Source organism: Robinsoniella sp. RHS (assembly GCF_001029355.1).
In the GTDB taxonomy this organism is placed as follows: domain Bacteria; phylum Bacillota; class Clostridia; order Lachnospirales; family Lachnospiraceae; genus Robinsoniella; species Robinsoniella peoriensis.
Genome location: NZ_JNGB01000041.1, coordinates 43535 through 69375 on the forward strand (window position 1 = coordinate 43535; position 25841 = coordinate 69375).

The 25841-nt window shown below is 42.9% G+C and carries 11 protein-coding genes; all 11 read right to left on the reverse strand.

Going from position 1 to position 25841, the window contains the following annotated elements:
• Positions 1-12: 12 nt before the first annotated feature.
• Positions 13-843 carry a carbohydrate ABC transporter permease gene (locus RHS_RS17535; RefSeq protein ID WP_027292120.1) on the reverse strand — a complete coding sequence of 277 codons (831 nt, stop codon included), beginning with the start codon at positions 841-843 and terminating at the stop codon, positions 13-15.
• 10 nt (positions 844-853) lie between these two features.
• Positions 854-1726, reverse strand: coding sequence for a carbohydrate ABC transporter permease (locus RHS_RS17540; RefSeq protein WP_027292121.1), 873 nt, complete (start codon positions 1724-1726; stop codon positions 854-856).
• A 79-nt stretch (positions 1727-1805) separates the two neighbouring features.
• Positions 1806-3251, reverse strand: a complete 1446-nt coding sequence (locus RHS_RS17545) for an ABC transporter substrate-binding protein (RefSeq protein ID WP_047833904.1) — start codon at positions 3249-3251, stop codon at positions 1806-1808.
• 234 nt (positions 3252-3485) lie between these two features.
• Positions 3486-7304, reverse strand: coding sequence for a LamG-like jellyroll fold domain-containing protein (locus tag RHS_RS31295; protein ID WP_395022823.1), 3819 nt, complete (start codon positions 7302-7304; stop codon positions 3486-3488).
• Positions 7305-7415: 111 nt separating this feature from the next.
• Positions 7416-14888, reverse strand: coding sequence for a LamG-like jellyroll fold domain-containing protein (locus RHS_RS17555; RefSeq protein WP_047833905.1), 7473 nt, complete (start codon positions 14886-14888; stop codon positions 7416-7418).
• A gap of 206 nt (positions 14889-15094) precedes the next feature.
• Positions 15095-19063, reverse strand: a complete 3969-nt coding sequence (locus RHS_RS17560; protein WP_047833906.1) for a diguanylate cyclase domain-containing protein — start codon at positions 19061-19063, stop codon at positions 15095-15097.
• Positions 19064-19417: 354 nt separating this feature from the next.
• Complete coding sequence (locus RHS_RS17565) at positions 19418-22096, reverse strand: family 78 glycoside hydrolase catalytic domain (RefSeq protein WP_047833907.1); 2679 nt, start codon at positions 22094-22096, stop codon at positions 19418-19420.
• 37 nt (positions 22097-22133) lie between these two features.
• A complete protein-coding gene (locus RHS_RS17570; RefSeq protein ID WP_047833908.1) occupies positions 22134-22961 on the reverse strand; it encodes a carbohydrate ABC transporter permease in 828 nt (275 codons plus the stop codon).
• Positions 22961-23845: a carbohydrate ABC transporter permease gene (locus tag RHS_RS17575; RefSeq protein WP_047833909.1), complete on the reverse strand. Its 885-nt coding sequence runs from the start codon at positions 23843-23845 to the stop codon at positions 22961-22963. Before RHS_RS17575 ends, RHS_RS17570 begins: the two co-directional genes overlap by 1 nt.
• A gap of 96 nt (positions 23846-23941) precedes the next feature.
• Positions 23942-25330, reverse strand: a complete 1389-nt coding sequence (locus RHS_RS31300; protein ID WP_395022828.1) for an ABC transporter substrate-binding protein — start codon at positions 25328-25330, stop codon at positions 23942-23944.
• A 140-nt stretch (positions 25331-25470) separates the two neighbouring features.
• Positions 25471-25841: helix-turn-helix domain-containing protein (locus RHS_RS17585; protein ID WP_395022830.1), on the reverse strand; the 371-nt coding region annotated here is incomplete at its 5' end.

The window sequence follows — 25841 nt, forward strand, 5'->3', positions numbered from 1 at the left end:
TTACACTTCCTCCTAACCCTTCACTGCTCCGGCCACCATGCCTGAGATAATAAATTTTTGACCAACCAGATAAACCACCATGACAGGTAATATAGCAAACAATATGGTCACACTTACCAAATTCCAATTGGCTGTATACGTTCCATAGAAATTATATACCTGCTGGACAATGACTGCTTTGTCCGGATCCGGTAATACATAGAGCGGAACGGTAAAGTCGTTCCAGGTGTTCAGAAAGTTAATCATGAACACGGTTACGGCTGCCGGTTTCAGCAGTGGAAAAATAACCTGAAAGAACACCCGAAAAGCCCCTGCACCATCTATGACCGCTGCTTCATCCAACTCTTTTGGTATCCCGGATACAAATCCATAAAACAGGAAAATACTCATCGGTAGAATCAAAGCTATGAATAATATAATAACGCCTGCTAAACTATTATATAAGTGCAATACCCGCAGCACCTTCACAATTGTTACCATGCTGACGGGAAACATTAATCCCATGGCAAAATATACATAAAGAATTTTATTCCATTTGGTTCTGCTCCTGCTTAATACAAAAGCACACAGAGAAGAAAATAAAACAGATACGGTTACGGAGGTGATACTGATAATAAAACTATTACAATAGGACCGCGGAATGTTTCCGGTCACCCACACTTCTTTGAAGTTTTCCCAATGAAGCTTTGCGGGAAGCGTTAATTCCATATTAATTGATTCTGGTTTTGTTTTAAATGCGTTAAAGATTACAATCAGGAATGGAACGATGACAATCAGTGCCAGTACCCAGAAGAATATTTCCTTTGCGATCAATAACATATTTGCTTTCTTCTTAGTATTCATTTGTTCCCTCCTAATCATCACTGCCGTCCTTAATCCTCAGGACCGCAATTCCAAAAATTGCTGTTATAATAAATACAATAACCCCATATGCTGCCGACATTCCATATAAGCCTTTTCCAAACTCTTTGAATACCAATGTATTGATGAGTTCTGTGGATCCCGCAGGTCCACCGCCTGTCAGTACAAAGATAATATCAAAGGCTTTTAATCCCTGAGATAAGTTCAGCAACAGATTAATGATAAAAGATGGCATAATCCTTGGAATGGTGATATAAAGCATTTTCTGTAATCCATTGGCACCATCTACGGCAGCCGCTTCATAGTAACTTTTATCAATCAGCTGAAGTCCTGCAAGGTAAATTACCATGTTAAATCCGACCTGTCTCCAGATTTCTACAAACATCGTGGTACCAAGCGCCGTCTCCTTTGTAGTAAGCCAGGCCCTGCTTAAGTTGTCCAGCCCGATGGCACTCAGTAATTGATTGGCAAATCCTGCTTTCATAAATATAGATCCGAAAATCAAACCAATAATTAAGGGTGACAACATTGCCGGCAGAAAGAATACTGCTCTTAATACATTTTTTGTCTTCATTCCTTCATTAAATGCAAGTGCTAAAGCAAATCCAATTACATTTTTAAATATGGTCGTCACTGCCGCAAACAGTACAGTCCTGCCGATTACTGACAGCAGTTCCGGATTCTGGAAAATTTTCTGGAAATTTTTAAAACCGATGAATCTTGCAGTTTCTCCACTGATTTTTAATGCATTCCAATCCGTTAGTGAAAAGTAAAAATTCAGTACCACTGGAACCATGAAGAGCAGGGTGTAAACCACAACTGCAGGAACCGTGAAATAACTCTTATAAATTTTTTTATTATACACTGTTGATTCCTCTCTTTTTGTTTTCCTGATTTTTTAAGAATGGAGTGAAATTTTTCAATTTCACTCCATCATTATGTCCCTACTGAGCAGCTTCGCTGGCTGCCACTTCAAACATCTCCGCACGATAATTGTCACAGTTTTCAATAAACTGGTCTACCGTACATGTGCCTTCCGCAAACCCCTGTATGTACTGGTAAACATTGCTGTCAAAATATAATACATCTTTGATGAACATAACTTCCGGTGTCTTTTTGCTGCGTTCCAGCATATCTGTGGTAGCAGTTGTTGTGCTTACACTCTCTACATTTTTGAATGCAGCGGTTACCAGGTCTGTACGTGCTGCATAATACGCTTCCAGATTTTCTTTTTCAGCCAGGAAATTCAGGAGCATTTTGCACTCTTCAATATTGTCACTGTTTTTATTGATAAATTTGGATACACCGCCGCCATTGGATACACCGGTCTGGTTATCCAGTAATGGAACCGGGAACATTCCCCATTCGTCTGTGCTGCCGTTTGCCGCAAGTTCTGCCGCATAAGCGGAATAAGTAAACATCATTGCTGTTTCACGGTTCTGTAGAGATGGATAACTTCCGAAGAAATCCTCTGACTGTCCATCATTGGTATAGTATTTAGGCTCCCCGCCGTCTTTTGCGGAAATTAACTGTTCAATCTGCTCCAGACCTTTTTTGAAGCATGCTATGTCTGCAAATTTATTGTCAGCGCTTTCGTTCAGGTAAGCCGGAAAATCTGGTTTTTCTTCATACATTGCCGGTGTCAGACCATATACCCAGCTCTGTGCATGCCATACACCATTGATACTTTCATAGAGCGGCATCACTCCCTTTTCCTTAATCTGATCACAAAGAGCCATAAAGCCATCCCATGTAGTAGGAACTTCCCATTTATTTTCTTCGAACAGGGTCTTGTTATATAAAATACCTTCATAATCTACGCCCCATGTACTAAATCCAATCACTTTATCCGAATAACTGTTAGCGGTTTTTGCCCAGTCTTCCATGTCTGCTGTCCAGGATTCTCCGGAAAGATCTACCGCTACATCCTGTATTCCCGCTGATACCATACTGGAACCTGCCGCATACATAAACATGTCCACTGCATTACTTCCTCCTGACAGTGAAGTGCCAAGCAGGGTATCATAACCGTTGTCCGGAGTCACAAGAACCTTTACTTCTATTCCTGTTTTATCCTGGAATTTTTTAAACAGTTCTCTGTCAATATCTTTTACCCAGTTCTGGGATGCCATCAGGGTAATGGATTTTCCGGTGCTTTCAGCTGTCCCTTCGCTGCCTGCTTCACTGCCTGCATCCGCAGCCGCGGTGTCTGATTCAGTATTTCCAGCCGTGCTTCCTTCGGTTTTTTCCGTGGATGCCTCTGCTGTTTCTTTTCCTGTTTCTCCTTTTGTTGCTGCAGTTTCTCCGGAACCCCCGCATCCTGCCAGTAGGCCGACGCTCATACAGCTTGCTGCTAACAGTGCTGTTATTTTTCTTGTTCTTGCTTTCATAATTATATTTCCTCCTTCACCTTTTCGTGTTGTTTTGGTATGTCTTTATTCTATCAGCCAACCCGTGTTTAAGGAATACACAGACTTGACATGTATGGGTGGATTTTTTTTACATAGGCTCAGCGGGAAACCGTTTTTCTGCCCACCGCTGTATTCACAACATGCAACGCAGAACAAGCTAGTACAGCATTGCGCAATGCTGTACTAGCTTATGCTCTCTTGTTCTGCTGGATTTTATTTAATTTCTACGCTGCTCTTCTGTCCTCTGTTCTTAAATATTTTCTTATACTCTTTCATTTTTGAATTCGGAACATTAATCTTTGCCTTTGAAGAAATTCCCTTCAGTGACTTGCTGTATGCATTCTTCAGTACCTTTGATTTAACGGTAATAGATGTCAGTCTGCTGTCTCCATAGAATGCCTGTTGTCCAATCGCAGTTACATTTGCACCGATGGTAATCTGCTCCAGCTTCTTGTAACCCTTAAAGGATTTCTGCCCTATCTTGGTTACCTTGCATTTCACTCCTTTTAACGTTACCGTTGATGGAACAGTTACTTTCTTTACATTCCTGTTAGAAGCCCCGGCTGCTAATACAGTTGCTTTGCCCGGTGTTGGATTGGTCACTTTATACCGGAGTCCTTTATAAGTAAGTATCTGGCCTTTTTTCAGTGCAGGTGCTGCCGGTTTGGGAGGCTCTTCCGGTTTCACCGGTTTCAGTTCCAGTCCGGTTGCTGCTGCCATCAGCCCGGATGCCGCCTGATTAATCTGTTCCTGGGTTGCTTGTGCATTGTTTAATACAGCTCCCGCCCGGGCAACGGCATCTTTCAGTGCATTGGCACTGGCCTGGGTGTATTTCGCTGTGTCCAGTCCCGCATAGGCACTATAGAGCACTTTTAGAGTCGCTTTATCCGTTGTGATCTCTGGTGTTTCCGGCTCTATTGTTAATTCTGCTGCTGCTTTTGCCAGTGCTGCTGCCGCTTCATCCACTGCTGTCTGGTCTGCATCTGGGTTATTCAGTACTTCCTCTGCATGATGAAGTGCTGCAAGGAAAGCATCTGCACTTTCTGTAGTATACTTTCCGGTATCCAGTCCGGCATATCCCTGGTAAAGTACATTCAGAATAGAGAAGTCTGTCTTAACTTCTGGTTCCGCAGGTTCTTCCGGTAAAACTTTCAATGCTGCGGCCGCAGCCAGAAGATCCGCTATGGAACTGTCCACTTCCTCCTGAGCTGCATTTTCTTTTTCAATGATCAGCTGTAATGCTTCCAGTGTGTCCGCAAATGCTGCCGCGCTTTCTTCTGTGTATCCAGACAGATCAAGTTTCCCATAAGCGCTGTACAATGCTTTTGCCAGTGATTTATCTGTTATCGGTTCCGGCTCTGTTTCTATCCTCTCCAGTCCCGCCATCGCTACCAGCAACCGGGACTTTGCATCTGCGGCTTCTGACTTAGTGGGATTTTCTTTTTGAAGGACAGCGTATGCAATACCCATTGCTTCATTTAGGGCAGCTGCACTGTCTTCTGTATAGATATCCATATTCATCTGTAATACTGCGTCATATAATGACTGCAGCTGTATCAGGTCTGCCGGGATTTCATCCCCGCCTCTGATTGCATCCTTCACTGCCACAAGCTGCTGATATTGATCAGGATCCAGATGTCCAAATATATTTACTTTGGTATCAAATCCCATGGCATAATCATTTCCCATTCCATTCTTGATTGCATTTATCATGAATTCTTCGGTACGTGAAGTGCCGCTGCAGCCCCAGCCTGCCGACCAGTTATCCCGGTTTCCAATCGGACCAAACATGAAGTTCTGACAGTCTGTGCTGTCTTTCGCCCAGCGTCCTTTTACCGGAAACGTATCCAACCCCTGTGACTCTCCTGCCGTGTAATCCTGATAAGGATTACTCTTGTTAAATGCCCAGCCAACATCCAGTCCCTGGTTAAAGGTAACAATGCTGTATGGATTGCCTGCTTTTGCAGCATTTGCCAAAGTAGAAAGATTGTATTCCAGGCTCATGTCCATCTGACTCTGAAGAATTCCCCATGGATAGCAGCCATCGAACCACCAGCCGGAAATCTTCTCCCCATAATGAAGGGACCACCATTCAACCATTTCAGAAAGCACTTTCCTGGATCTCTGATTTGGAATACCATCTGTTCCCGGAGTATAGTCAAATACTTTTTTCGTTACCAGGTAATCAGAAAAATACCCATAGCCGTTTGGTGTACCTGTTTCATCCCAGCTGGCACTGTGAGGAGGATTAGAAGGCAGATACAGAATTAAATTAATATCATACTTCTCCAATGCATCCGCAATACGCATCGGAAGGTCATTCTCCATAGAAACTGTTTTTGGATTAGCCTCACCTTCGCCAAGCAGGCCTGCTTCACGCATATACTGATCGTATACCAGGTTTGGAGCACAGTAGCTGCCCGAGTTCTGCCCTACGGTAAGAATCACGAATTTCGCTCCGGTGTCGTGAATCTCTTTTGCATATGCCTCGGCATCAAATTGCCCTACAAACTCATCCCATGTCATGCTGTTCCTATCCCATTTTTCTTCCGGGCTGGAATAAACATGAGGAAGGTTAAAGTAATTGGATAAAAAGTGATGGGACACGCCATAACCCGATTCATACATCCAGTCTGTGAGAGGGTTGCCTTTTGTTGCCTGAACCGGTGCTTCGGCTGGCTCACTCATCCTGGGCTCTCCCACATTGCCATAGCAGTCTGCAGGCGTAACCTCACATTTCAGATATTTTCCTACATACTGATCCAGAAGGATCACAGTACGTGTACGGATTCCTTCTATGGGTACATATTCACCGTCAATTGTATCGGATGCATACCACTGATATTTTGTATCTCCTTCCGAATCACCGTCCGGATCATTAAATTCATAATTCACCTCAAGCATTCCTTTTACATGGGGTTCATTTCCCAGTTTTGTGGAAAGGTTGATTACACCACCTGTTACTGCCTCTGGAACCTGATTATCCCCCGCCGGAGCTACGGTCAGTTGTTCGGTCAACATATCATCCTGGTAAGTAATACTTATGGAAAATATCTTATCTCCCTGTGTATGATTTTCTAATTCATCAAAAGTAAGTGTTACCTGCTGGGTATCATGGTCATAATCACAACTTTTCAGACTGTTCGGCAGATACTTGTCCCCTTCTTTAAATTCCACGGTGAAATCTGAAATATCCGGTGCCGACTGGGGTTCTTTATCCAGCTTTAACACCAGTCTTCCATTGCTGACTTCTTCCACAATAAAACCATTTCGGCATGCTTCATAAATTTCTGTTATCTCTTCCTGATCCAACGCAGTATCATACAGACGGAGATCATCCATTAATCCCCGATATGCGTGCTGTGTATACGGTGTTCCGGATTTATCGCAGTCTCTTCCCACATACATATTTTTACTGTTTTCGGCAAACGGCTCGTCCGACAGACTGCCCTGCGACTGTGACAGAACACCATTAATGTAAATGTCTACCTCCGGACCTGAGCGAATCACTGCTATATGGTTCCATCTTCCCTGGGGTGCGTCCGCAGGGCTGCTGATGGCCTGATAATCGGTATTTCCATTTCCCTTTTTAAAAGACACCTCATGGATAACCGTACCGTTTTTTAACATTACTCCCAGCTGGTCATCTATAACACTGCTGTAACTGCGGGATACAAAAGCCTGCCCGTCTGCAGCCCCCGGGTCCTGTTTGATCCATCCCATCAGCGTGTAATCTTTTTCCGGCTGAAAGCTGGTTCCTAAATCGATATAGGTATCCCCATCCAGGCGCAGTGCATTTTCTCCTTCCTTCCCCTTTTCCAACTGAGGATTTCCGGTTACCTCCACGGCTTCTCCATTGGCAAGGTTTGTCAGACTGCTTCCGTCCAGTGTTTCCATATCAAACTGAATTAATGGTGTCTTTGGCACAGGATCTGCCTCTTTCGCATTGGCATATTCCACCGGCAGTGCCGAAAATGTCATTGCAGCTGCAAGGGTAAGTGCCATTATCTTTTTCGTTTCTTTTTGTTTCATGATGTGCCTCCTTTTTCTCTCTGCTGCTATGCCCTCCTCCCGGCTGCGGTTAAACCGTTTTCTGCCGGGAAAAGGGCATTGTTTCTGATTATGATGCTGCTGATACTAATTTTACTTAATTACTACGCTGCTCTTCTGTCCTCTGTTCTTAAATATTTTCTTATACTCTTTCACTTTTGAATTCGGAACATTAATCTTTGCCTTTGAAGAAATTCCCTTCAGTGACTTGCTGTATGCATTCTTCAGTACCTTTGATTTAACGGTAATAGATGTCAGTCTGCTGTCTCCATAGAATGCCTGTTGTCCAATGGCAGTCACATTTGCACCGATGGTAATCTGCTCCAGCTTCTTGTAACCCTTAAAGGATTTCTGCCCTATCTTGGTTACCTTGCATTTTACTCCTTTTAACGTTACCGTTGATGGAACAGTTACTTTCTTTACATTCCTGTTGGAAGCCCCGGCTACTAATACAGTTGCTTTGCCCGGTGTTGGGTTGGTCACTTTATACCGGAGTCCTTTATAAGTAAGTATCTGGCCTTTTTTCAGTACAGGTGCTGCCGGTTTGGGAGGCTCTTCCGGTTTCACCGGTTTCAGTTCCAGTCCGGTTGCTGCTGCCATCAGCCCGGATGCCGCCTGATCTATCTGTTCCTGGGTTGCTTGTGCATTGTTTAATACTGCTCCCGCCCGGGCAACGGCATATTTTAGTGCATTGGCACTGGCCTGGGTGTATTTCGCTGTGTCCAGTCCCGCATAGGCACTATAGAGCACTTTTAAAGTCGCTTTATCTGTTGTGATCTCTGGTGTCTCCGGCTCTATTGTTAATTCTGCTGCTGCTTTTGCCAGTGCTGCTGCCGCTTCATCCACTGCTGTCTGGTCTGCATCTGGGTTATTCAGTACTTCCTCTGCATGATGAAATGCTGCAAGGAAAGCATCTGCACTTTCTTTTGTGTACTTTCCGGTATCCAGTCCGGCATATGCATGGTAAAGAACGTTCAGCATCGAGAAGTCTGTCTCGATTTCCGGTACCTCCGGATCTTCCGGCTGTACCTTAAGTGCTGTTGCTGCGGACAGAAGATCTGCTATAACTGCATCTACTTCTTCCTGCGCTGCGTCTTCTTTGTCAATCATTATCTGTAATGCCTCCAGTGCATTTGTGAATTCAGCTGCACTGTCATCTGTGTAACCGGACAGATCCAGTTCTTTGTATGCATTGTATAAAGCTTTCGCCAGTGATTTATCCGTTTCCGGTTCCGGCTCCGTTTCCACTTTATCCAGTCCTGCCAACGCTACCAGCAATCCGGATTCAGCCTCGGCTGCTTCTGCCTTTGTTGCATTTTCTTTTTTCAGAACTTCGGCTGCTCTATTCATTGCTTCTTTCAATGCTGCTGCACTTTCTTCTGTATAGATACTCGTATCCAGTTGTTCTATTGCATTGTATAAGGACTGTAACTGCGTCAGATCCGCCAATATACTTTCCAGCTGTGCAATTGCATCCTGAAGCTTTCCAATCTGTTCATCTACTGCGTCCTGATCCGCATATTCATTTTCATAAACCGCTTTTGCTTCTGCAATAGCAGCTTCCAGTACGGCAAAACTCACTTCTGTATAAGCATCCGGAATATAAGCTTCTGCTGTTTCCAGCACCTGCTGTAACTGGGTCTTATCCACAATCTTGTCCTCATCAGCATAGGTGCGCAGTGCATCTATTGTGATATTTCCGCCTTTATTTTCCAGTCGTATTGTATGCTCCCCATAAGACAGATCCGTTTTGCTGAATACACACATCTGGTTTGCCCGTTTAAAATATCTTTCATTTGGGATCAGGGTATTGACATCATTTTGTGCCTCTCCGTCTATGGTAATGCCCAGAAGACAGCCATCGGTATTAACCGTTGTAATAATATCAATTCCGGTTCCGGTAAAGGTATATTCTGCCGAATCACCTGTTAGATTTCCATAGTGGATGTCTCTGTTATACTCTGTAACGCCATCCGGATCACCGCCCCTGCCGCTGTAATAAGTAAAGCTTCCGTTATATACAATTGCTTCGTTATCATCATTTATAACAGCATCCGGCTCAAGACCTTCCACGGTTACGTGAATAACCTTTGTGATACTGCTGTCCTTTGGATGGGTTATTATAATATCCGTGTTCCCTTTTCCCACTCCGTTGATCTGCAGGCCATCCGCTTTACTCCAGTTTGCTGCTGCTATTTCTTCGTTTTGGGACTCAACGGTTAAATCGGCCAGGTTTGTATCCAGATCAGTGGTAACTTTTACAAATTCTCTGTCTCCAGCAACTTTCAGATTCACGTCATCAGCTGATACCTTGATCTCCGGTCTGGCTGCAGCCTTTGAGCCGTAAACCTCAAGCTCGGATACATTAACATATCCGGAATAGCTTCCGCTAAGTCCATAGAATCCGCTGTTTATCAGGCGTACATATCGTCCCGTTACCGGTTTATCAAGAATCAAATCATTGCCTAATTCAAAGCTATAGAAAGTCTGATCGGTACCTGCCCCATACCCCATACTGTTATCCGAATCGGTATTGAGGACTGTTGTTGTATTTTCAGGTGCAAAATCCTTGGCTGTGGATATCTGAATTACCACATCCCGATATCTTCTCAATTCTTCATTATTATAATTGCGGAAGAACTGTGTAAGGGAAACCGTATCAATGTCATACAAAGCCTCCAGATCAATCTGGTATTTCAGACCATCCGATGTACCATTGGAACGTGCCGTCCAGGGAGTATCCTTACTTGCATAATCCAATACTTTACCATCATTCAGCCTTTTTGGATCTGTCATTCCGTCACTGTTCAGTGTCTTATTCAGCGCAAGGTTTTCCCTCTCTGATTTCCGGAACGGAATTGCCTCTGCTGAAGCATTTATATCATCCTGTCCAAGCGCTGTACTATAGAAAGCAAATTCATCCACCAGGCCGTTGTACTGGAGTTCCCTGACCTTTTCATCATTTATCTTCGCACCTATCGTTAAGGATCTTCCTGTGTCAACACCTTGCTGGGAGACCTCTCCCATTTTATTTCCATTCAAGTAGAGGGTAAAGGTATCTTTGCTGCGGGTAATTGCAAAATGGTTCCATGCCTGACGGGATTCTCCGCCTGTTACCTGTTCCATTGCAAATTCATCTGCGGACTTCAGAGTTTGCGTCTGTGCGCCGTCTGAAACTTCCAGAACCAGTTTTCTCTGTTGAAGTGAAAGCACCATATTTCCGCCCTGATCTGACAGCAGTACCTGTTTTGGAGTTCCTCTGACATGGGTAAAATCATCTTCGGTATCCGTAACCTCATTGTCTAAAAATAACTGGGGCTTAAACCATCCCTGTACGCTAAACGTATCCAGCCCTGCAATGGGAGAATCCGGAATGGAGATATAGTTCTGATTTTTTTCATACATATAGGCACCACGTCCGAAAGGTGTAGCTATACGCATATACTGTCCATTTATGAACCCGGCATTATAACCCTGCACCGCATTGGAAATAACATCTCCCTTAGCCTCGTCCATATGGTAGAGTGCCGTTAACGACTTATTGCTGTCTTTTAGAGTTAAACCATTCATCGCTTCCTGCATACGTTTCATCAAATCAACAATCTCCGCCGGCATTATGCTTACCGGATCCATTTTGTCAATCTCCTGAATGATATCTCCAAGCGGTTTGTAGCTCTCCTCTGTGTAAAGGCGCTCATCCAATGACTTAGCTGAGTCCGCAGCTGCACTGAACGCAACGAATCCCGACTGCTCCAAAAGTGTTACGTCTGACTGTTGCAGAGATACATTATATAATGATATTTCGCTGATATCGCCGCTGAAATAGTTCACGCGGTCACCGCCTGCATTATTCCTCATGGCACCGGCCAGTAAAGCATTCTGGGTGTCATTTACACCAATGTCAGCTGTCTTCGTGTCCACAGCTTCCCCATTTAAATAAAGCGTAAACGTTTGTCCGTCTCTTACAACCACCGCCAGATTCCATTTTCCGGGGAGAACGGTTCCGCCGCTGAGTGCAACTTCTTTACTGTCTGCATCACTGGCATGGAAGCTCAGGCTTCCCGACTCCGCCGTAAGTGTCAGATCGTCTGCCGGAATTCCTTCCTGCCCCTGGCTCAGTAAAATCTGTTTTTTCTCTGAATCGGTCTTAAACCAAAGGCTCATAGAGTACTGGTCCATCCCCTTTAGCAGTCCGCTTCCCAGATTACCATAAGAAGTTTTTTCTTCTTTCAGTCTTGCTGCGGAGCCGTAGGTCTGCTCCAGTGTTTCCATATTACTGGCTTTTCCGGTATAATTGCCGAACGCATCCGTAATCAGCCCTTCACCTGCTTTTTCAAATCCAAACTTGGCAATGTAGCCGTAGATGATTTTCTGTTTGTGTACTTCCATCTGGTTCTTTGCCGCAGAAGCATCACAGACATTTTCTATCTTTATGGTGTACGGCTGCAGCATGGAAAGCGTATCTGTCGTCAGCGTAACCTTCGCTTCCTCAACCCGGGCCTCCTTCACACTGATGCCATCTGAGACACTGTAATTTCCGATATTTTCTGCGGTCTTAGTATCTACTGCCTCATTAAATAGAACTTCAATGACCGTATCACTTCTCGCTTCCACTTTTGTAACCTGGGGTGCATTGTTATCTGCTTTTGTATCTACGGAAACCGGATCACTTAAGCTGCCTTCCACACCTTTTGCGACTGCCTTTACCGTATAAACATAGTTCTTCTGCTCCGCCAGGGAAGTGTCTTCGTATGTATTTTCCATAGTCTGTGCGATCAGCTCGCCGTCCCTGTATACCATATAGATGTCAACCGTAACTGTCGGCTTTTCAATTTCAATACCGTTTTCGATCATCTTAAAGGCAACATCTTTATCCCAGTCAAGCACTACCGAATTTTCGGTTGCCTCCTGAGCAGTCAGTCCGGTCACCTTTCCAACCTCCAGGCTGACTTTTGGCGCTTCCTCAGAATTATAAATACTATAATAAGTAAAACTCATAGGCGGCAAAGTCACTTCCAGCTGTACATTTCCGTTAGAGTCAATGGACAATACTTTCTCCTGAACTCCTTCACGCATAAAGACTGCCTGCCCATAATCACCAGCCAGGGCATCCGGCTGTCTGTAATTCGGTTCAGACTGGGGAAGCCAGCTGTAGTTCGGCGGATAAGCGCCATATCTGTGGACATTTTTACCCATAGAATTTTTCAGCGGCACCGGCGGATAATTCAGTTCTTTTGCAAGCCCGGTATAATACATCGGTACACTGATTACTTCGGTTTTCTTCTCATCGGTCTGGTTATATACCCATAAGAGCCCCTTTTCCCCATCATTCATTGCATTGACATGGTATAAAGTATCCATTTTAACGCCACGCTGCCGGTTGGTACCTGCAGCATCATAGGCTGCCTGGGAAATATGAACCATATCGGAGTTTACAATTCCCCGGTAACGTTTGTAAAATTCTACCCACTTGTTCAGAATATCCTGTGTTCCATCGTCAAATAATGCCGGTCCCCGGAAATCAGAATTGACTCCGTTCCCTATATTCTGGGCGATCACCCAGTTATAGTCCTCCTTCTTCTCTTTGAAAGGCTGGAACGCTGCGTCCCCGCCGCCGCCGTGATATTCTGCAAACGGTACATGAGACCAGCTCATGGACATTGTTCTGCCATAGGAAGCATTATGCATAAGCTGACGGCCATACAGCAGCTGCTCCTGTCTCGGCTGGCTCCAGGCTGCCTCTTCATATCCGATACCGCATTTGTTGGCGCCGTTTAAGTAATACCATGCAGGCACTTTTACAAATACACCCATATCACGGAATTCTGCACACATCATGCGGACTCCGTTTTCCCACTGCTTAACCTGGGAATCAAAGACACCGTTGTGGAATTTGTATTTTGATGCTTTTCCAGTATCTGCATCTAACGGATTCGCCGGATCCGTTTCCTTATCCTTGTTCACGTGCTGTTCCCCGCAGTTACAGTAGTTTCCAGGATAGGTACCGTCAATCTCCACACAGTCCAACCCCGTATACTGTACAAAATTTTTAAAATTATCCCAATAATCATCAAAGGCTGCGGATGCCAGACACATGGAGGCACCCCACTGTCCTTCTGCGTTTGTACCATACTCCTTATTCTGGCTGTACTGTCCTCTCGTGTACTGTGCCTGGTAGATTCCGATTGCAATTCCCTTGCTATGAGCATAATCCACCAGCTCTTTGTACTTATCCAGAGTTGCCTGATCCCGGGCAAGCATCTGTTTGGATTCATCCGGAGCACTGTAAGACTGTATGATCATTTCAAATTCAGCTTCTGCTGCATGATCAATGACTTCCTTTGTCAATCTCCCTGTATTATGGTGGGTCAGCGGGTTATCTGTGATCCACGGAAACAGTGTGCGGTAAATACCAAGACGTTCCCGCATTTTCAATTCAAACCAGTAGGTGCTGTGTACGAATTCATAGGTATCAAACCCGATCATGGATTCTCCCTTTGCCAGTTCGTAAGCCGGCCCGACTTCATAACAGCTGTGGGTGATATCCTGAAGTCCCAGAAATGGGCTTCCCTCTTTTTCCAGGTCACATTTGCAGGGAAGCGGGCGGTTAATGGGAAGTGTGCTCTGATCTCCGCAGGTGTATGTGGTTTCCATAGCCAGCAGATCATCCATATTTTGATTGCCATAGATTACTTCCGGTGCCAGCCGCCCAATCATTATCTGGCTGTCTCCTTCATTTACGATCTCCACACGCTTTTTCATTGCGGGGATATTGTCGTACATTTCGTAGATAATTTTTATTTTTATTCCCCGATAGGATTCCGGAAATGAATCTGGTGCTGAAAAATTAAACTCCAGGTGTTTTCCTTTCGGCGGCCACTCCTTCGCCGCCGGATCTCCGAAGATTTCGTTAGAAGTCCATTCAAAGGGCTTTTCACAGCTTTCGCTGATTGTATATCCGTCAAACACAAAGGTGTTGTTATTTTGGGTTCCTCCTACATAGTAGTAATCCGGATCCACTTTGATACAGTTGTCCGGTATCTCTATCGTATTGTCCGCAGATGCAATTGAATCCCTATGTATTTTGATTCCTTCATCACTGTATACCTCCCGGTAAGGTTTATCATATAATCCGAGATAAATTTCCGGCATTACTGTTTCCCCATCCATCATCTCTTTATCGATATACAGATTTTTGTAGCTGTCTGTGTAAAATTCAGTTCCGCCTTCCCCGGGAAGCTGAAAGCGGCGTTCAACAATGCTGTTTCCAATTGTAATGCTACCACTATCCTCCGTCACTGTAACCGGCAGAGATTCATCCGTTTCCAGCCAATGGCGCTTTCCATTGACTGCATTTTCAAGCCCTTCTACCACTTCTCCTTTCTCATTAACATAAGGTGATGCAATCCAGGGTTCCTCTGCAGCCCCCTGTGTCACGGCTCCCTCCTCTGCATTGGGCCCGGAAGCAGCTGCCAGTGTGTCGATGTCCGGCACCAGGGTACAGATTAATGAGCTTGCCAGCGTCAATGCGAGCCAGCGTTTCAAACCATAAATCTTTTTCTTCATCCTTGTTCCTCCTTCTATAAGTTTCCATTTTTTAAGACTGATCTCTCAGGGTACTTCATACTTCCGATTCCGGAAACTTTATATAATCACATTATAGCAATCATTTGCTTCAAACTGTGAGGAGGTATTTTACTTGTTTAGGGGGATTTTTTTTACCGGGGGAATTTAAAATGCCAGGCTTCGAAAAGCCTGGCACACCATAGTTTTTATTTTTCCAAATATTTGATTTCAAACTGCTCTATAGATACCGGCTTCCCAATCAGGTACCCCTGTATATAATCGCAGCCAATTGATTTTATAAAGTGAAATTGTTCTTCCGTCTCCACACCCTCAGCACAGCAGCTGATGCCAAGATCATGCCCCATATCAACGATGTGTTTCATTAAAGTTTCGCATTTCTTTGTCTCTCCGTACCTTTGAACAATGCCTTTGTCTATCTTCATAAGATTAAAATTTGCCATGAGCAAAAATTCATAAGAAGAATACTCAACCCCAAAATCATCTAAAGCAATACGAAATCCCCGATTACTAAGTTCATCCAGTAATCGTGCCATCAGCTTCTTATTCAAAGTTTCCTGGGTTTCCGTTACTTCCACCTCCAGTTGCCCCGGCCTTAAGCTATATCGTTCAAAGATATCCTGGAATTGTTTTAGAAAATGATGATCGAACAGGGTGATTCTGGAAAAGTTGATTGCTAATTTCATGTCTGATAAGTGCGCAGCCTTCCACTTAGTCAGCAGCCTGCACACTTCTTCCATCACAAAAAAGTCTATATTTGAGATTAATCCTTCACTTTCCAGCATTGGTATGAATTTAGCAGGGGAAGAGATCGTGCCATCCTTTTCCCGATAACGTACCAGGACTTCCGCACTGTCTATTTTCCCCGTTTGTACATTAAGCTTCGGCTGGAGATAAATCAGATATTCGTTATTCAGGATAGACTCCAACAGCCCCCGAAGTAAAGGGATCTTTGTAACTGAGATATCTTTTGTTTCCTTATAATAATCCTGTTTGTTAATATACATCAGCCGATCCGCTTTATTCACCAAATCAATCAGGTCGGCCTCCACATCACTCCAGGTTGTTCCTATAGCTATTGAACTGTGTCCATCTTCCGTCAGGCTTTCTGTCAAACCGGTTAATTGTTTTCGGAATTCATCATAAGACATGGATTGCGTAACAATTAAAAATTCATCCCCGCTAAGCCGAAAGCAACGCTCCTTTGGAAAAAATTCTTTCATCTTCTCTGCGATATGGTTAATCAGCATATTCCCGCAAAGATGTCCTTTTAAGTCATTCAGCTTTTTCAATCCGTTGATATCCATGAATGCCACACCTACCGGAGCGGGATGGCTTTCTAAAAAATCATCACAATATGTCATATAGCTATTTCGATTCTCCAGTCCCGTCATAGAATCCTGATAGCTCATTTTAACCAATTTCTTTTTCAGTGAATTTTTTGAAATCTCATTTTCAAGAAAATAGCTGAGTTCCTTCAGATAGTAAAAGTTTTCCTTGTGTATCTTCGGATCATCGATTCCTAAAAAGCCTTTCATCTCCCCCTTTACATAGAGGGGTATCGCCATAAGGCTATTGATTCCCTGCTCTTTTAATATCTCAAATTCCAGGTGGCGTTCATCTCCCAGTTCATCAACATTTTCTATGTTAATGTAATCTTTTAATTCAAACTGCTCCATCCAGAAAGTAATCGCCTCAAGGGGAACGTTCTGCAGCATATTAATCTGGGGCTCAACCCCTTCTGCACAAATCTCATAAGTATTGCTTACCACTCCCATTGATTCATCTATCTCAATAATGTATACCCTGTCCGACTGATAATAATCCTGTACAATTTCGAGAACGTATTCAATGGCATCTTCCAGATACTCGGAGGAAGTCAGACATTGGATACAATCCACGATACTTTTTTCCGCAGTAATATGATGTTCCATATCCTGCCGGGTATTGAGTAATGCTGCATTCGATTCAATTCGGAATGAAACAAGATATGCCTCCTTTCCAAACCATTTCGTGGAAGATGCATGTATTTTTGAATGTATACTGTCCTCTGCCATTTTACCTTCCCACACCCGGTCCTCAAGGAGCGGGCAGAACCCACAGGGTTCCTTTTTATCAAATAATACACTGTAACAGCATTCTCCCTGCCGGATACCCTGTCGAAACTCCTTTGCCTTTGAGTTTAAAAATAGGAGTGCAAAAGTATTCTTCTCCACGATATAAATGCAGGAAGACTGGGAATCCAGTATAGTACGCATCTGTAATTCCATTTCTGCATTCCGCTCCATTACCCTTTTTTTCTGCAGAAAGGTCGTCAGCATTTGGGAAACCATAGACAGTACGTCAACTTCCTCCCGGGTCCACAGACGTAAACCTGTGCATTCATCAAACCCTACAAATCCGGCAAATTCCTTTTCTTTCCAGAATGCACATTGCAGCGTAGAATAAATACCCTGCTTTTCCAGCAGCTCCCTCTGTGTGGTGGGCAGCAAATGGGTGTCCCTGCAGTAGAAAATAGAATTATCGTCAAACATTGTCTTGTAATCTCCAGCCTCGCTGGCATCTATATTTTGAAGATTCTCCATTTCCGGATTAATTCCTTTATTGCACCATTCATAAGTATTCGAATGATATTTTCCATCCTCTGTAGATTCAAAAATATAGGCGCGGCTCACATCAAATCGCCTTCCAACAATCTCCAGGGTCAGATTAATTGCCTGTTCTGTATCCTCCGTTCTATAGAGTATTTTAAAGATATCAGATAAAACATTACTTTGCTGCCCTGATGACTTTATCTCAGAATCAATAGCAGTGACAAGGTTTGAATAACCTGCTTCCTCAATCTGATATGAGTGCTGATAGTCGTACATCACATATTGGTTCTTACCCTGGATTTTTGCCTGATATAATGCCTGATCAGCATGGCGGTATAATGTTTTGAACTCATTCCCATCTTCCGGGTATACAGCAATTCCAATACTGCAGGTAATCTGAACCGCCATCTTCTCATTTTTAAACAGATGACTGAACCCTTGCAGTAATTCTTCCGTCTTTTTACTGGCAGCTTCCCTTGATGCGATATCTTTCATAAATATGATGAACTCATCTCCGCCGACTCTCCCTACGATATCGCTTTTTCTCATGCGGTTCTTCATCGAGGCTGCCAGCTCTGAGAGAACTACATCACCAAGCATATGTCCTTTCGTATCATTTATCTGTTTGAAATTATCGGTGTCTATCATCAACAGAGCACAAGAATTAGCCGGTTTTCCCTGCAAATGCCGTTTGATCCTCTCTTCCGTCTCTTCCCGGTTATAAAGCCCGGTCAGTACATCTCGTTCTGCCCTGGCGCGCAGCTGCTCTATTACCTGCATTTCCTCATTAATGCAGAACATCATCCCTACCGCCTTGGCAGGTTTTTCATCACTGTCATATTGTGTGATTGCATGAATCCGATACCAGATGTACTCATTTTTCTCGTTCCGGATACGAAATTCTGAAGTTGAATATAATTTCCCCTGCTTTACACTTTCGCGTAGATTCATCAATACCTTTTTATCATCGGGATGAGTATAATGTGATGACACCAGATGACTGCTTATTTCACGGATTATATGCGCACTGTTTTGAAAATCACTGGAATATGCCATGGTATCCGTGACTACGTCCCACTCAAAAATCATGACTTCTGACTGTTCTGAAGCCACGTCTAAATCCTTCAGGAAAGGACCGACTCCACATTTGGTGTGAAGGAATCCTTTCGCTTCCTCTTGATCCATGATCCTCTCTGTGATCATTCCAAGTATGATCTCTTCCCCGCTTACATCTTTGATACTCTGTCCGAAATACTGTACCCACAGATAGGTTCTATCTTTACAGACCATACGGCAGCAGCAGACAATTCTATCTTTATTCTGATTTGATTCTTTAATGTTCAGCAGTAATTTTTGCCTGTCATCAGCATGAATGATGTTAACCAGCCCACTGCCAAAGCATTCTTCCAAATCCGCAACTTTATATCCGAATAGTCTGAGAAATCCCTTATTCACTTCTTTAATGGAAAGATACTCATCCTTCCTGCATTTTACAATACCAACCCGAAAATCATCTGTGATATTCTGAGATTTCATACTACTTTCTTCCATTGTTCTAATCATCTTTTGCCTCCGTAGATATAATTTATCTTATTATGTATACAAGAAAACCGCCTTTATCATATTATATCTAATTATCTGAAATAGTACAACCCCTGTATCGTCTGTGTTCTGTGTCAGAAAGCAAAGTAACACCATCTGCTGCCCTCATAGTCGTGAAAAGCTCCAGGAAGGTTAGAAACTGCCAGTTCTGCGGTAAGCCCTACATCTACAAAGCGTCATTCATCACCTAAACCCCAACACAACAGAAAAAGCATCCATGAACAAAAGCTGTTCATGGATGCTGGATAAATATAATAACGAAGCTATCATTTTCTTTCAATTATGGCACCTTATGGCACCGAAGCTCAGAATGTCTCAATGATGAGACCAGAACTCATAAACTCCCCCCGGAACATGGCAGACACCGTTTTGGACGTGGACATCCGGCTGGCTGCAGGTATAAACCATGTTGTCATATATTTGGGGTAGATGGATCACAGCATGTGTATTAACCGGAACCGTAACTGCCATATAACAGGTTTCTGCTCTTTTTTCACAACGAACCTGTATCTTTCCTGTTATTGCATGATATTCACAGTTTAACCATTTTAGATCTTTCACAAGCTGGGGCGCAATACGAATGCTGCCAAAACCATCTTTTGATGTAATGCCTGCCACTTCACTGTAAAACCATTCCACAATCTGTCCCATCATGTCGTGGTTCCTGCTTCTGGCATCATCCCGCCAGAATTCCGGCAGTGTTGTTTCTCCCTGTTGGATAAACCTGTAGTAACTGGGATGCTCCTCCTGCATTATCATATCCTGTATCAGATCATTCCTTCCAAGGCCGGCAAGAGTTCTGAATATAAAGCGCAGTCCGATTTCCCCTGAACAAAATCTGCCTTTCCCGGTAACCTGCAGTAAGCTTTTCTCCACCGGGGTTCTCTTATCTTCAGGCACCATGCCAAAATACAATGGGATTGCCTGATTTGCCTGAGTTATCTTTTTATCTTTGCAATCAAAAGCATCGTAGAACCATTGGTCACTGGCTTCATCGTATTTCAAAAGCGCTTTATTATAAGCATCCCTCACTTCGGAAGCTTTCATCTGATATTCCACTCCCGCTTCCCTGTCTCCGTTAATAAAGGAAAATTCGGAAAGCAGGCAGAGATCTTTAAATAAAAATGCTGTCTCCAGATTCTCCCGGCATTCTCCTTTGTTCTGCTGGATTCCCCAGTCCCCCAGTCCGTGACGTATAAAATGTTCACTGCCGGAATGATGATAAATAGAAGGATAATCCTGATATTTCTGATACTGGTAATCAACATATTTTTTAGCTGCCGCATAGTTTTCTCTGATCACTCTGCTATTTCCATAAAATTGATTCTGGATATCCGCCGCTAACAGAATACTGCTGCCCCAGGGAATAATATCCCAGAAGCTGCCTTCCCCGCAGTCCGTAATAAATTTCGCATATCTTGGCGCTATGGATGGAATAAGCCCGGCTGAGTATTCATGAGGAAAACAGCCGGTGTCCCGATCTCTCTCCCCATCCTCATATTGTGCCGCTCTCATGTCAGCGGAAATTTTTTCCCACAGGGTATCCACGTTTTTGAGATACATGATCGAAGGACCCATCAGATGGTTTGGTTCCAGCCACCCAAGTTTTTCTATGGAGGGGCAGTCTGTATGTATATGGTTCAGATTGCTTTCCACTGCCCTTTTTACCAGATCATGTATTTGTTCATACCGTCTGTCAGAGCAGGAAAAAAATCCCGTATCTTCAGCCGCTGACGTTACAAAATAACCTTTTACATCAATGATGCAGGGCAGAACGTCATTATCATGTTCTCTTGTTACCCCCTCAACCATAATCCATCTTCCGGCTGCATACGAAAACTTCGGACGCCAGATCTCTGTTTCTCCACCGCCGGACAGGATATAATAGCACCAGGTTTCTGTTGTTTTCTCACACTTTCCTTCTGCATTTATCTTCTCAACAGGCGTGATCTTTATTTTCTGACCTTTCTTTCCCTTTACATGAATTTCAAACTGACCGGACATATTCTGACCAAGATCAAATACATAACAATTTTTTCCCTGTTCTGTAATCTTCCGTGTTTCATAAATTTTTTTAACTATTACCGGGGGATATAACATTGGGGTGAGGTATCCTCCTGGAAGATCTTCCTCCTTCATTTCCACTGCCTTCTCTTTCCCAGTCCGATGATACAATTCACTGTATCCGCTCCATTTCCCCGCATCATAATCCTCTGAGCCATAAACATTTGCAAGCAATGTTGGACTTGGTGCTGTCCACCAGTTTCCATCTGAACATACATTCTTCTGACTTCCATCTGCAAAATAGATTGTCATCTGCACCATACAGGTAAGATATTTACCATATGGCTGATAGCGATGATTCAGGGTATAAAAATGTCTGTCTTCTGAGGTATCGGCAATATACCAGCCATTTCCCACCTCTATAGAAATGTTGTTTTCTCCGGAACATAAATGCTCTGTAACATCATAAGTCTGATAATGTACCTGCTTATGAAAATCTGTCCACGAGCCGTTCAGAACAGAACTGCCTGCCTTTTTTTCATTTATGACTGCTTCATACTGCCCCAAACCACAGACCGATAAGTAAGCCGCACTGACCTCCTTTCCCACATCGAACCTCGTCCCTGTGAAAAAAGGTTTCTTAGTCATATTAGATATCCATTTCCCGCGCCAGTCAGACTGACCACAGATTCCGCTTATAAAATACGCCGGGTCACTTTTTTCCTTATAACCAGTGTTATCTGTGATTTCAATAATGATTTGGTACTTTTTATGGGTATGCAGCGGGAAATCTGCCTCCAATCCATTTTGTCGGCTGCTATATACTGTTCCTGAATCATATACCTTTTTTGTACCTTCGCTGATTATCATACGATATGCCTTCTGCTCAAACCCCGCATCTTTCTGGCTATATTCCCACTTTATTACAGGCATTCTTTCTATTCCTGCCTGAACTGCACAATTTTGCAGCTTCACCTGTAGCGCCTTCATTTTTCTATCCTTTCGTATCACTTATTCTTAATGCAATTCAACCCTTTACTGCACCGGCCGTCATACCCGCTACGATATACTTTTGCGCAATCAGGTAAACAATCAAAATAGGGATTGCAGTAAGTACCATATCAGCAAATACATAATTCCAATTACTAAAATATTTTCCATAAAAATTATAAATTGTAAGTGGCATGGTATATTTTGACGGACTGCTTAAAAAATACAGCGGAAGCTGAAAATCATTCCATACATTCATTGCAAAAATAACACTGCTCGTGGCAATCACCGGTTTGAGCAATGGCATAATAATGGTGAAAAATAAACGCCAGATTCCACAGCCGTCTACATTTGCCGCCTCATCGATCTCTTTTGGTATTCCCGATATAAAACTGGTAAATAAAAATGTATTAAAAGGCAGATTAATTGACACGTAAATGAGAATTATTCCTATAAAAGAACCTGATAAATGCAGAACATTCAGCATAAGATAAGTGGTTATAATCTGCATGGGGGCAATCATACCCAGAAAAAAATAATTATAGAGATTTTCTCCCCCTTTTGTCTTTTTTCTTGCAATTACAAAGGCTGCCATTGCTGCACAGCAAACACCGATCACAGTTGCACTTCCTGTAATAACCACACTGTTAAAAAATGATCCCAGAATTTTTCCTGTTTCAATTACAAATGCAAAGTTTTCAAAGTGCCACTCACTGGGCAGACTAATGGTAAACTGTGCTGCCTCCACCTGGTTCTTTACACTTCCGAAGAACATGATCAGAAGTGGAATTATAATGATCAGGCTAATTATGATTATCATAATTTCTAATATGGCTAATTTAAATTTTCCTTTTCTCTTTACCATTATGCTTCGATCTCCTTACTTCTTAAAAATTTGTTCAGCCCTATGGTGCACACGCAGACAATCACAGTTAATATCAGACTCATTGCACTTGATTTGCCCAGAAATCCCGCAGAATAGTTTTTGTAGACATATGTTGCCAGAACCTGCGTTGCAAATCCCGGTCCTCCATTTGTCAGAACATAGACATTGTCAAAAACTTTCAATCCGGCAATCAGACTGGATGTAATTACAACGGTAAAGGATGGAATCAGCAAGGGCAGCGTTACCCTGAAAAACTGCTTAAATCCGGTTGCTCCATCTATGGCTGCTGCTTCATAGTAGTCCGCCGGTATCCCCTGTAAACCTGCAATAAATATCATCATTGCAAATCCTGTGCCTTTCCAGATATCGGTCCAAATCACACACCACATAGCCGTTGCTTCATTTCCAAGCCATACAATATCGCCGCCATATCCAAAAAATCTCAGAATCTGATCAAACATACCATCGGCTTTAAAAAACGAAGTAAAGATAAGTCCCACTACCACACCGCTTAGTATACTTGGTATATAGAAAACGCTTCTTAACACGCTCCTTGTTTTAAGCGGCTTCACCAGCGCAACTGCCAAGAGCACAGCAAATATTACTTTTACAACTGTCGTGACAACTGCAAATAAAAAAGTATTTTTGATTGCCAGGAAGAAATATTTATCGTTAAAAATCTTCAAAAAATTATCGATACCATTAAAAGTAAAATTATATAAATCCCGGATGCTCCAATTGGTAAAGGCCGTAAACACCCCCAGTATAACCGGCACTGCAAACATCAAGGTATAGATTGCAATAGCCGGAAGAGCCAGCTTGAAACTATAAATATCCATGGCTGCTTTCTTTTTTCTCTTCATTTTCATCCTCTTTTCCTGAAATCTCCTTAAATTTCCTGTTTTCCGGTATTAAAAAAAGTCCCTGATAGAAACAGAGACTTTTCTTATTGTAATCAACTATTGAAAAGCTTCTACACCTACATTTTTACCATATTCCTGCATTCCGCTGTCAAACTGTTCGATTGCTTCATCGATATCTCCGCCCTGGGCTACCTGGGTATATACCGGGAAGAATACATCGTTGTTTAAAGAACCGAATTTTCCGATCATATCTGCAATCTGCGGCAATACTTTATTAGAATCAAAATAATCTGCATAGACTTCTTTTAAGACAGAATTGATATTTACACTTTCCACATCTTTATAAGGAGAATTAAGCGGATTGGCACTCAGATAAATCTCCAGATATTCCGGTTGGGACAAGGTATTCAGCACCTCTAATGCAGTATCAATATTTTTGCTGTCTTTTGGAATTGCTTCACCAAATACATATTTAGAGGTCAAAAATTTATCTACATCATTGTAAGGAAGGGGAAACATCCCAATCTGGGCATCCGGCCATTTGGTCATGATGTCAGTAACTGCATATTCACCGGAAATAATCATTGCTGCCTCTTTATGCGCAACTTTTTCTTTGGAATCTTCAAAAGTTCCCACTGTATAATCTGTATTGGTATATCCATTGGTAAACCAATCCTGATAGCTTTGCAGCGCTTCTTTAAATTCCGGGATACCGGCAAATGTCAGTTCATTGTTATATAACTTATCATAGGTTTCAGTTGCTTTGTCATTCAGCGCATTTGCAAGAAAAATCATAGGTGCAATTTGAATAGTCCAGTTGTCATTGCCGGATATGTAGATCGGAGTCTGACCATTCGCCTTCAGCGTTTCACATACCTTTAAAAACTCATCATAAGTCTTTGGTACCTCAAGATTATTCTCTTTAAATACTTCCTTATTATAAATCACACCCATGACACCTGAAAATCCGGTTATGGGCATACCATAGATATGGCCATCTGTATAAGTGATCTCTGATTTATCAAATGCCAGCCGTTCTACCCAGGGCTGATCATCCATCGTGATAAAGTTTTTTTCGGCATCATAAATGTAGTAGTTTTCCGGAATGTTAAGCTGCATAATATCCGGTACTTCGCCCGATGCCAGCTTTGTCTGAGTTAAATTTGTCCCCTGGGAATCAGGCGTTACCTGAAATTCTATCTCAATTCCTTTCTCTTCTTTCATCTTCTCAGCAATTTTAGTAAATGCGGATTCGATATAAGTTGACTGTCCTACCATATAGGTAACTTTTCGCATCTCCCCGTCTTTAGCCGGCGAACTGTTACCCTCCCCAGCTTCCTTACCACTTTCTGCATTAGAAGAAGTACTGCTTTCCCCGGCGGTATCTTTTCCTTCACCGCCTGAAACACCGCATCCGGTAAGTCCGGTTATCATTGCTGCCGCCAAAATAATACTCAATCCTTTTTTAACTGCTCTGTTCTTCATCGTATTTCCTCCCTGAATTATAATTTCTCAAGTTCGTTTGTCCCTTGACTTAGTATTATTATAGCTGAAGCACCTTCTAAACGAAATGTAATATCCGAAACACCGGATGGAAAATAATAAACAGTTTCAGACCATCACCATTATTTGTAATCGGAAGGCCACATATTTTCTTCTTTATAAAACACCTTTGAAAAATAATAGGGATCATTATAGCCCACTGCATCAGCAATATCTTTAATTAAGCGGTCAGGATTTTCCCGAATCAGGCTCTTGGCCTTATTGATACGCAGTTTGATCAGGTAATTCCCAGGAGTCATACGGAACTGGTTCTTAAAGATCTTGCTCAGATACGAAGACACAAAGCCGAATTCACGGGACAATATTTCATTTGTTACACTTTTCTCGAAATTCTCTTCCAGATAACTCTTTATCTTTAAAGCGAGGGGATGAACCGTCTGCGTCACATCCGGCAGCGTCAAAGATGTTCTGAGCATCTCCGTGATTTCCAGGT

Coding starts and splice junctions, on each gene's coding strand:
- RHS_RS17535 (WP_027292120.1), bottom strand. CDS start 843: ATGAATACTAAGAAGAAAGCAAATATGTTATTGATCGCAAAGGAAATA.
- RHS_RS17545 (WP_047833904.1), bottom strand. CDS start 3,251: ATGAAAGCAAGAACAAGAAAAATAACAGCACTGTTAGCAGCAAGCTGT.
- RHS_RS31295 (WP_395022823.1), bottom strand. CDS start 7,304: ATGAAACAAAAAGAAACGAAAAAGATAATGGCACTTACCCTTGCAGCT.
- RHS_RS17555 (WP_047833905.1), bottom strand. CDS start 14,888: ATGAAGAAAAAGATTTATGGTTTGAAACGCTGGCTCGCATTGACGCTG.
- RHS_RS17560 (WP_047833906.1), bottom strand. CDS start 19,063: ATGATTAGAACAATGGAAGAAAGTAGTATGAAATCTCAGAATATCACA.
- RHS_RS17565 (WP_047833907.1), bottom strand. CDS start 22,096: ATGAAGGCGCTACAGGTGAAGCTGCAAAATTGTGCAGTTCAGGCAGGA.
- RHS_RS17570 (WP_047833908.1), bottom strand. CDS start 22,961: ATGGTAAAGAGAAAAGGAAAATTTAAATTAGCCATATTAGAAATTATG.
- RHS_RS17575 (WP_047833909.1), bottom strand. CDS start 23,845: ATGAAGAGAAAAAAGAAAGCAGCCATGGATATTTATAGTTTCAAGCTG.
- RHS_RS31300 (WP_395022828.1), bottom strand. CDS start 25,330: ATGAAGAACAGAGCAGTTAAAAAAGGATTGAGTATTATTTTGGCGGCA.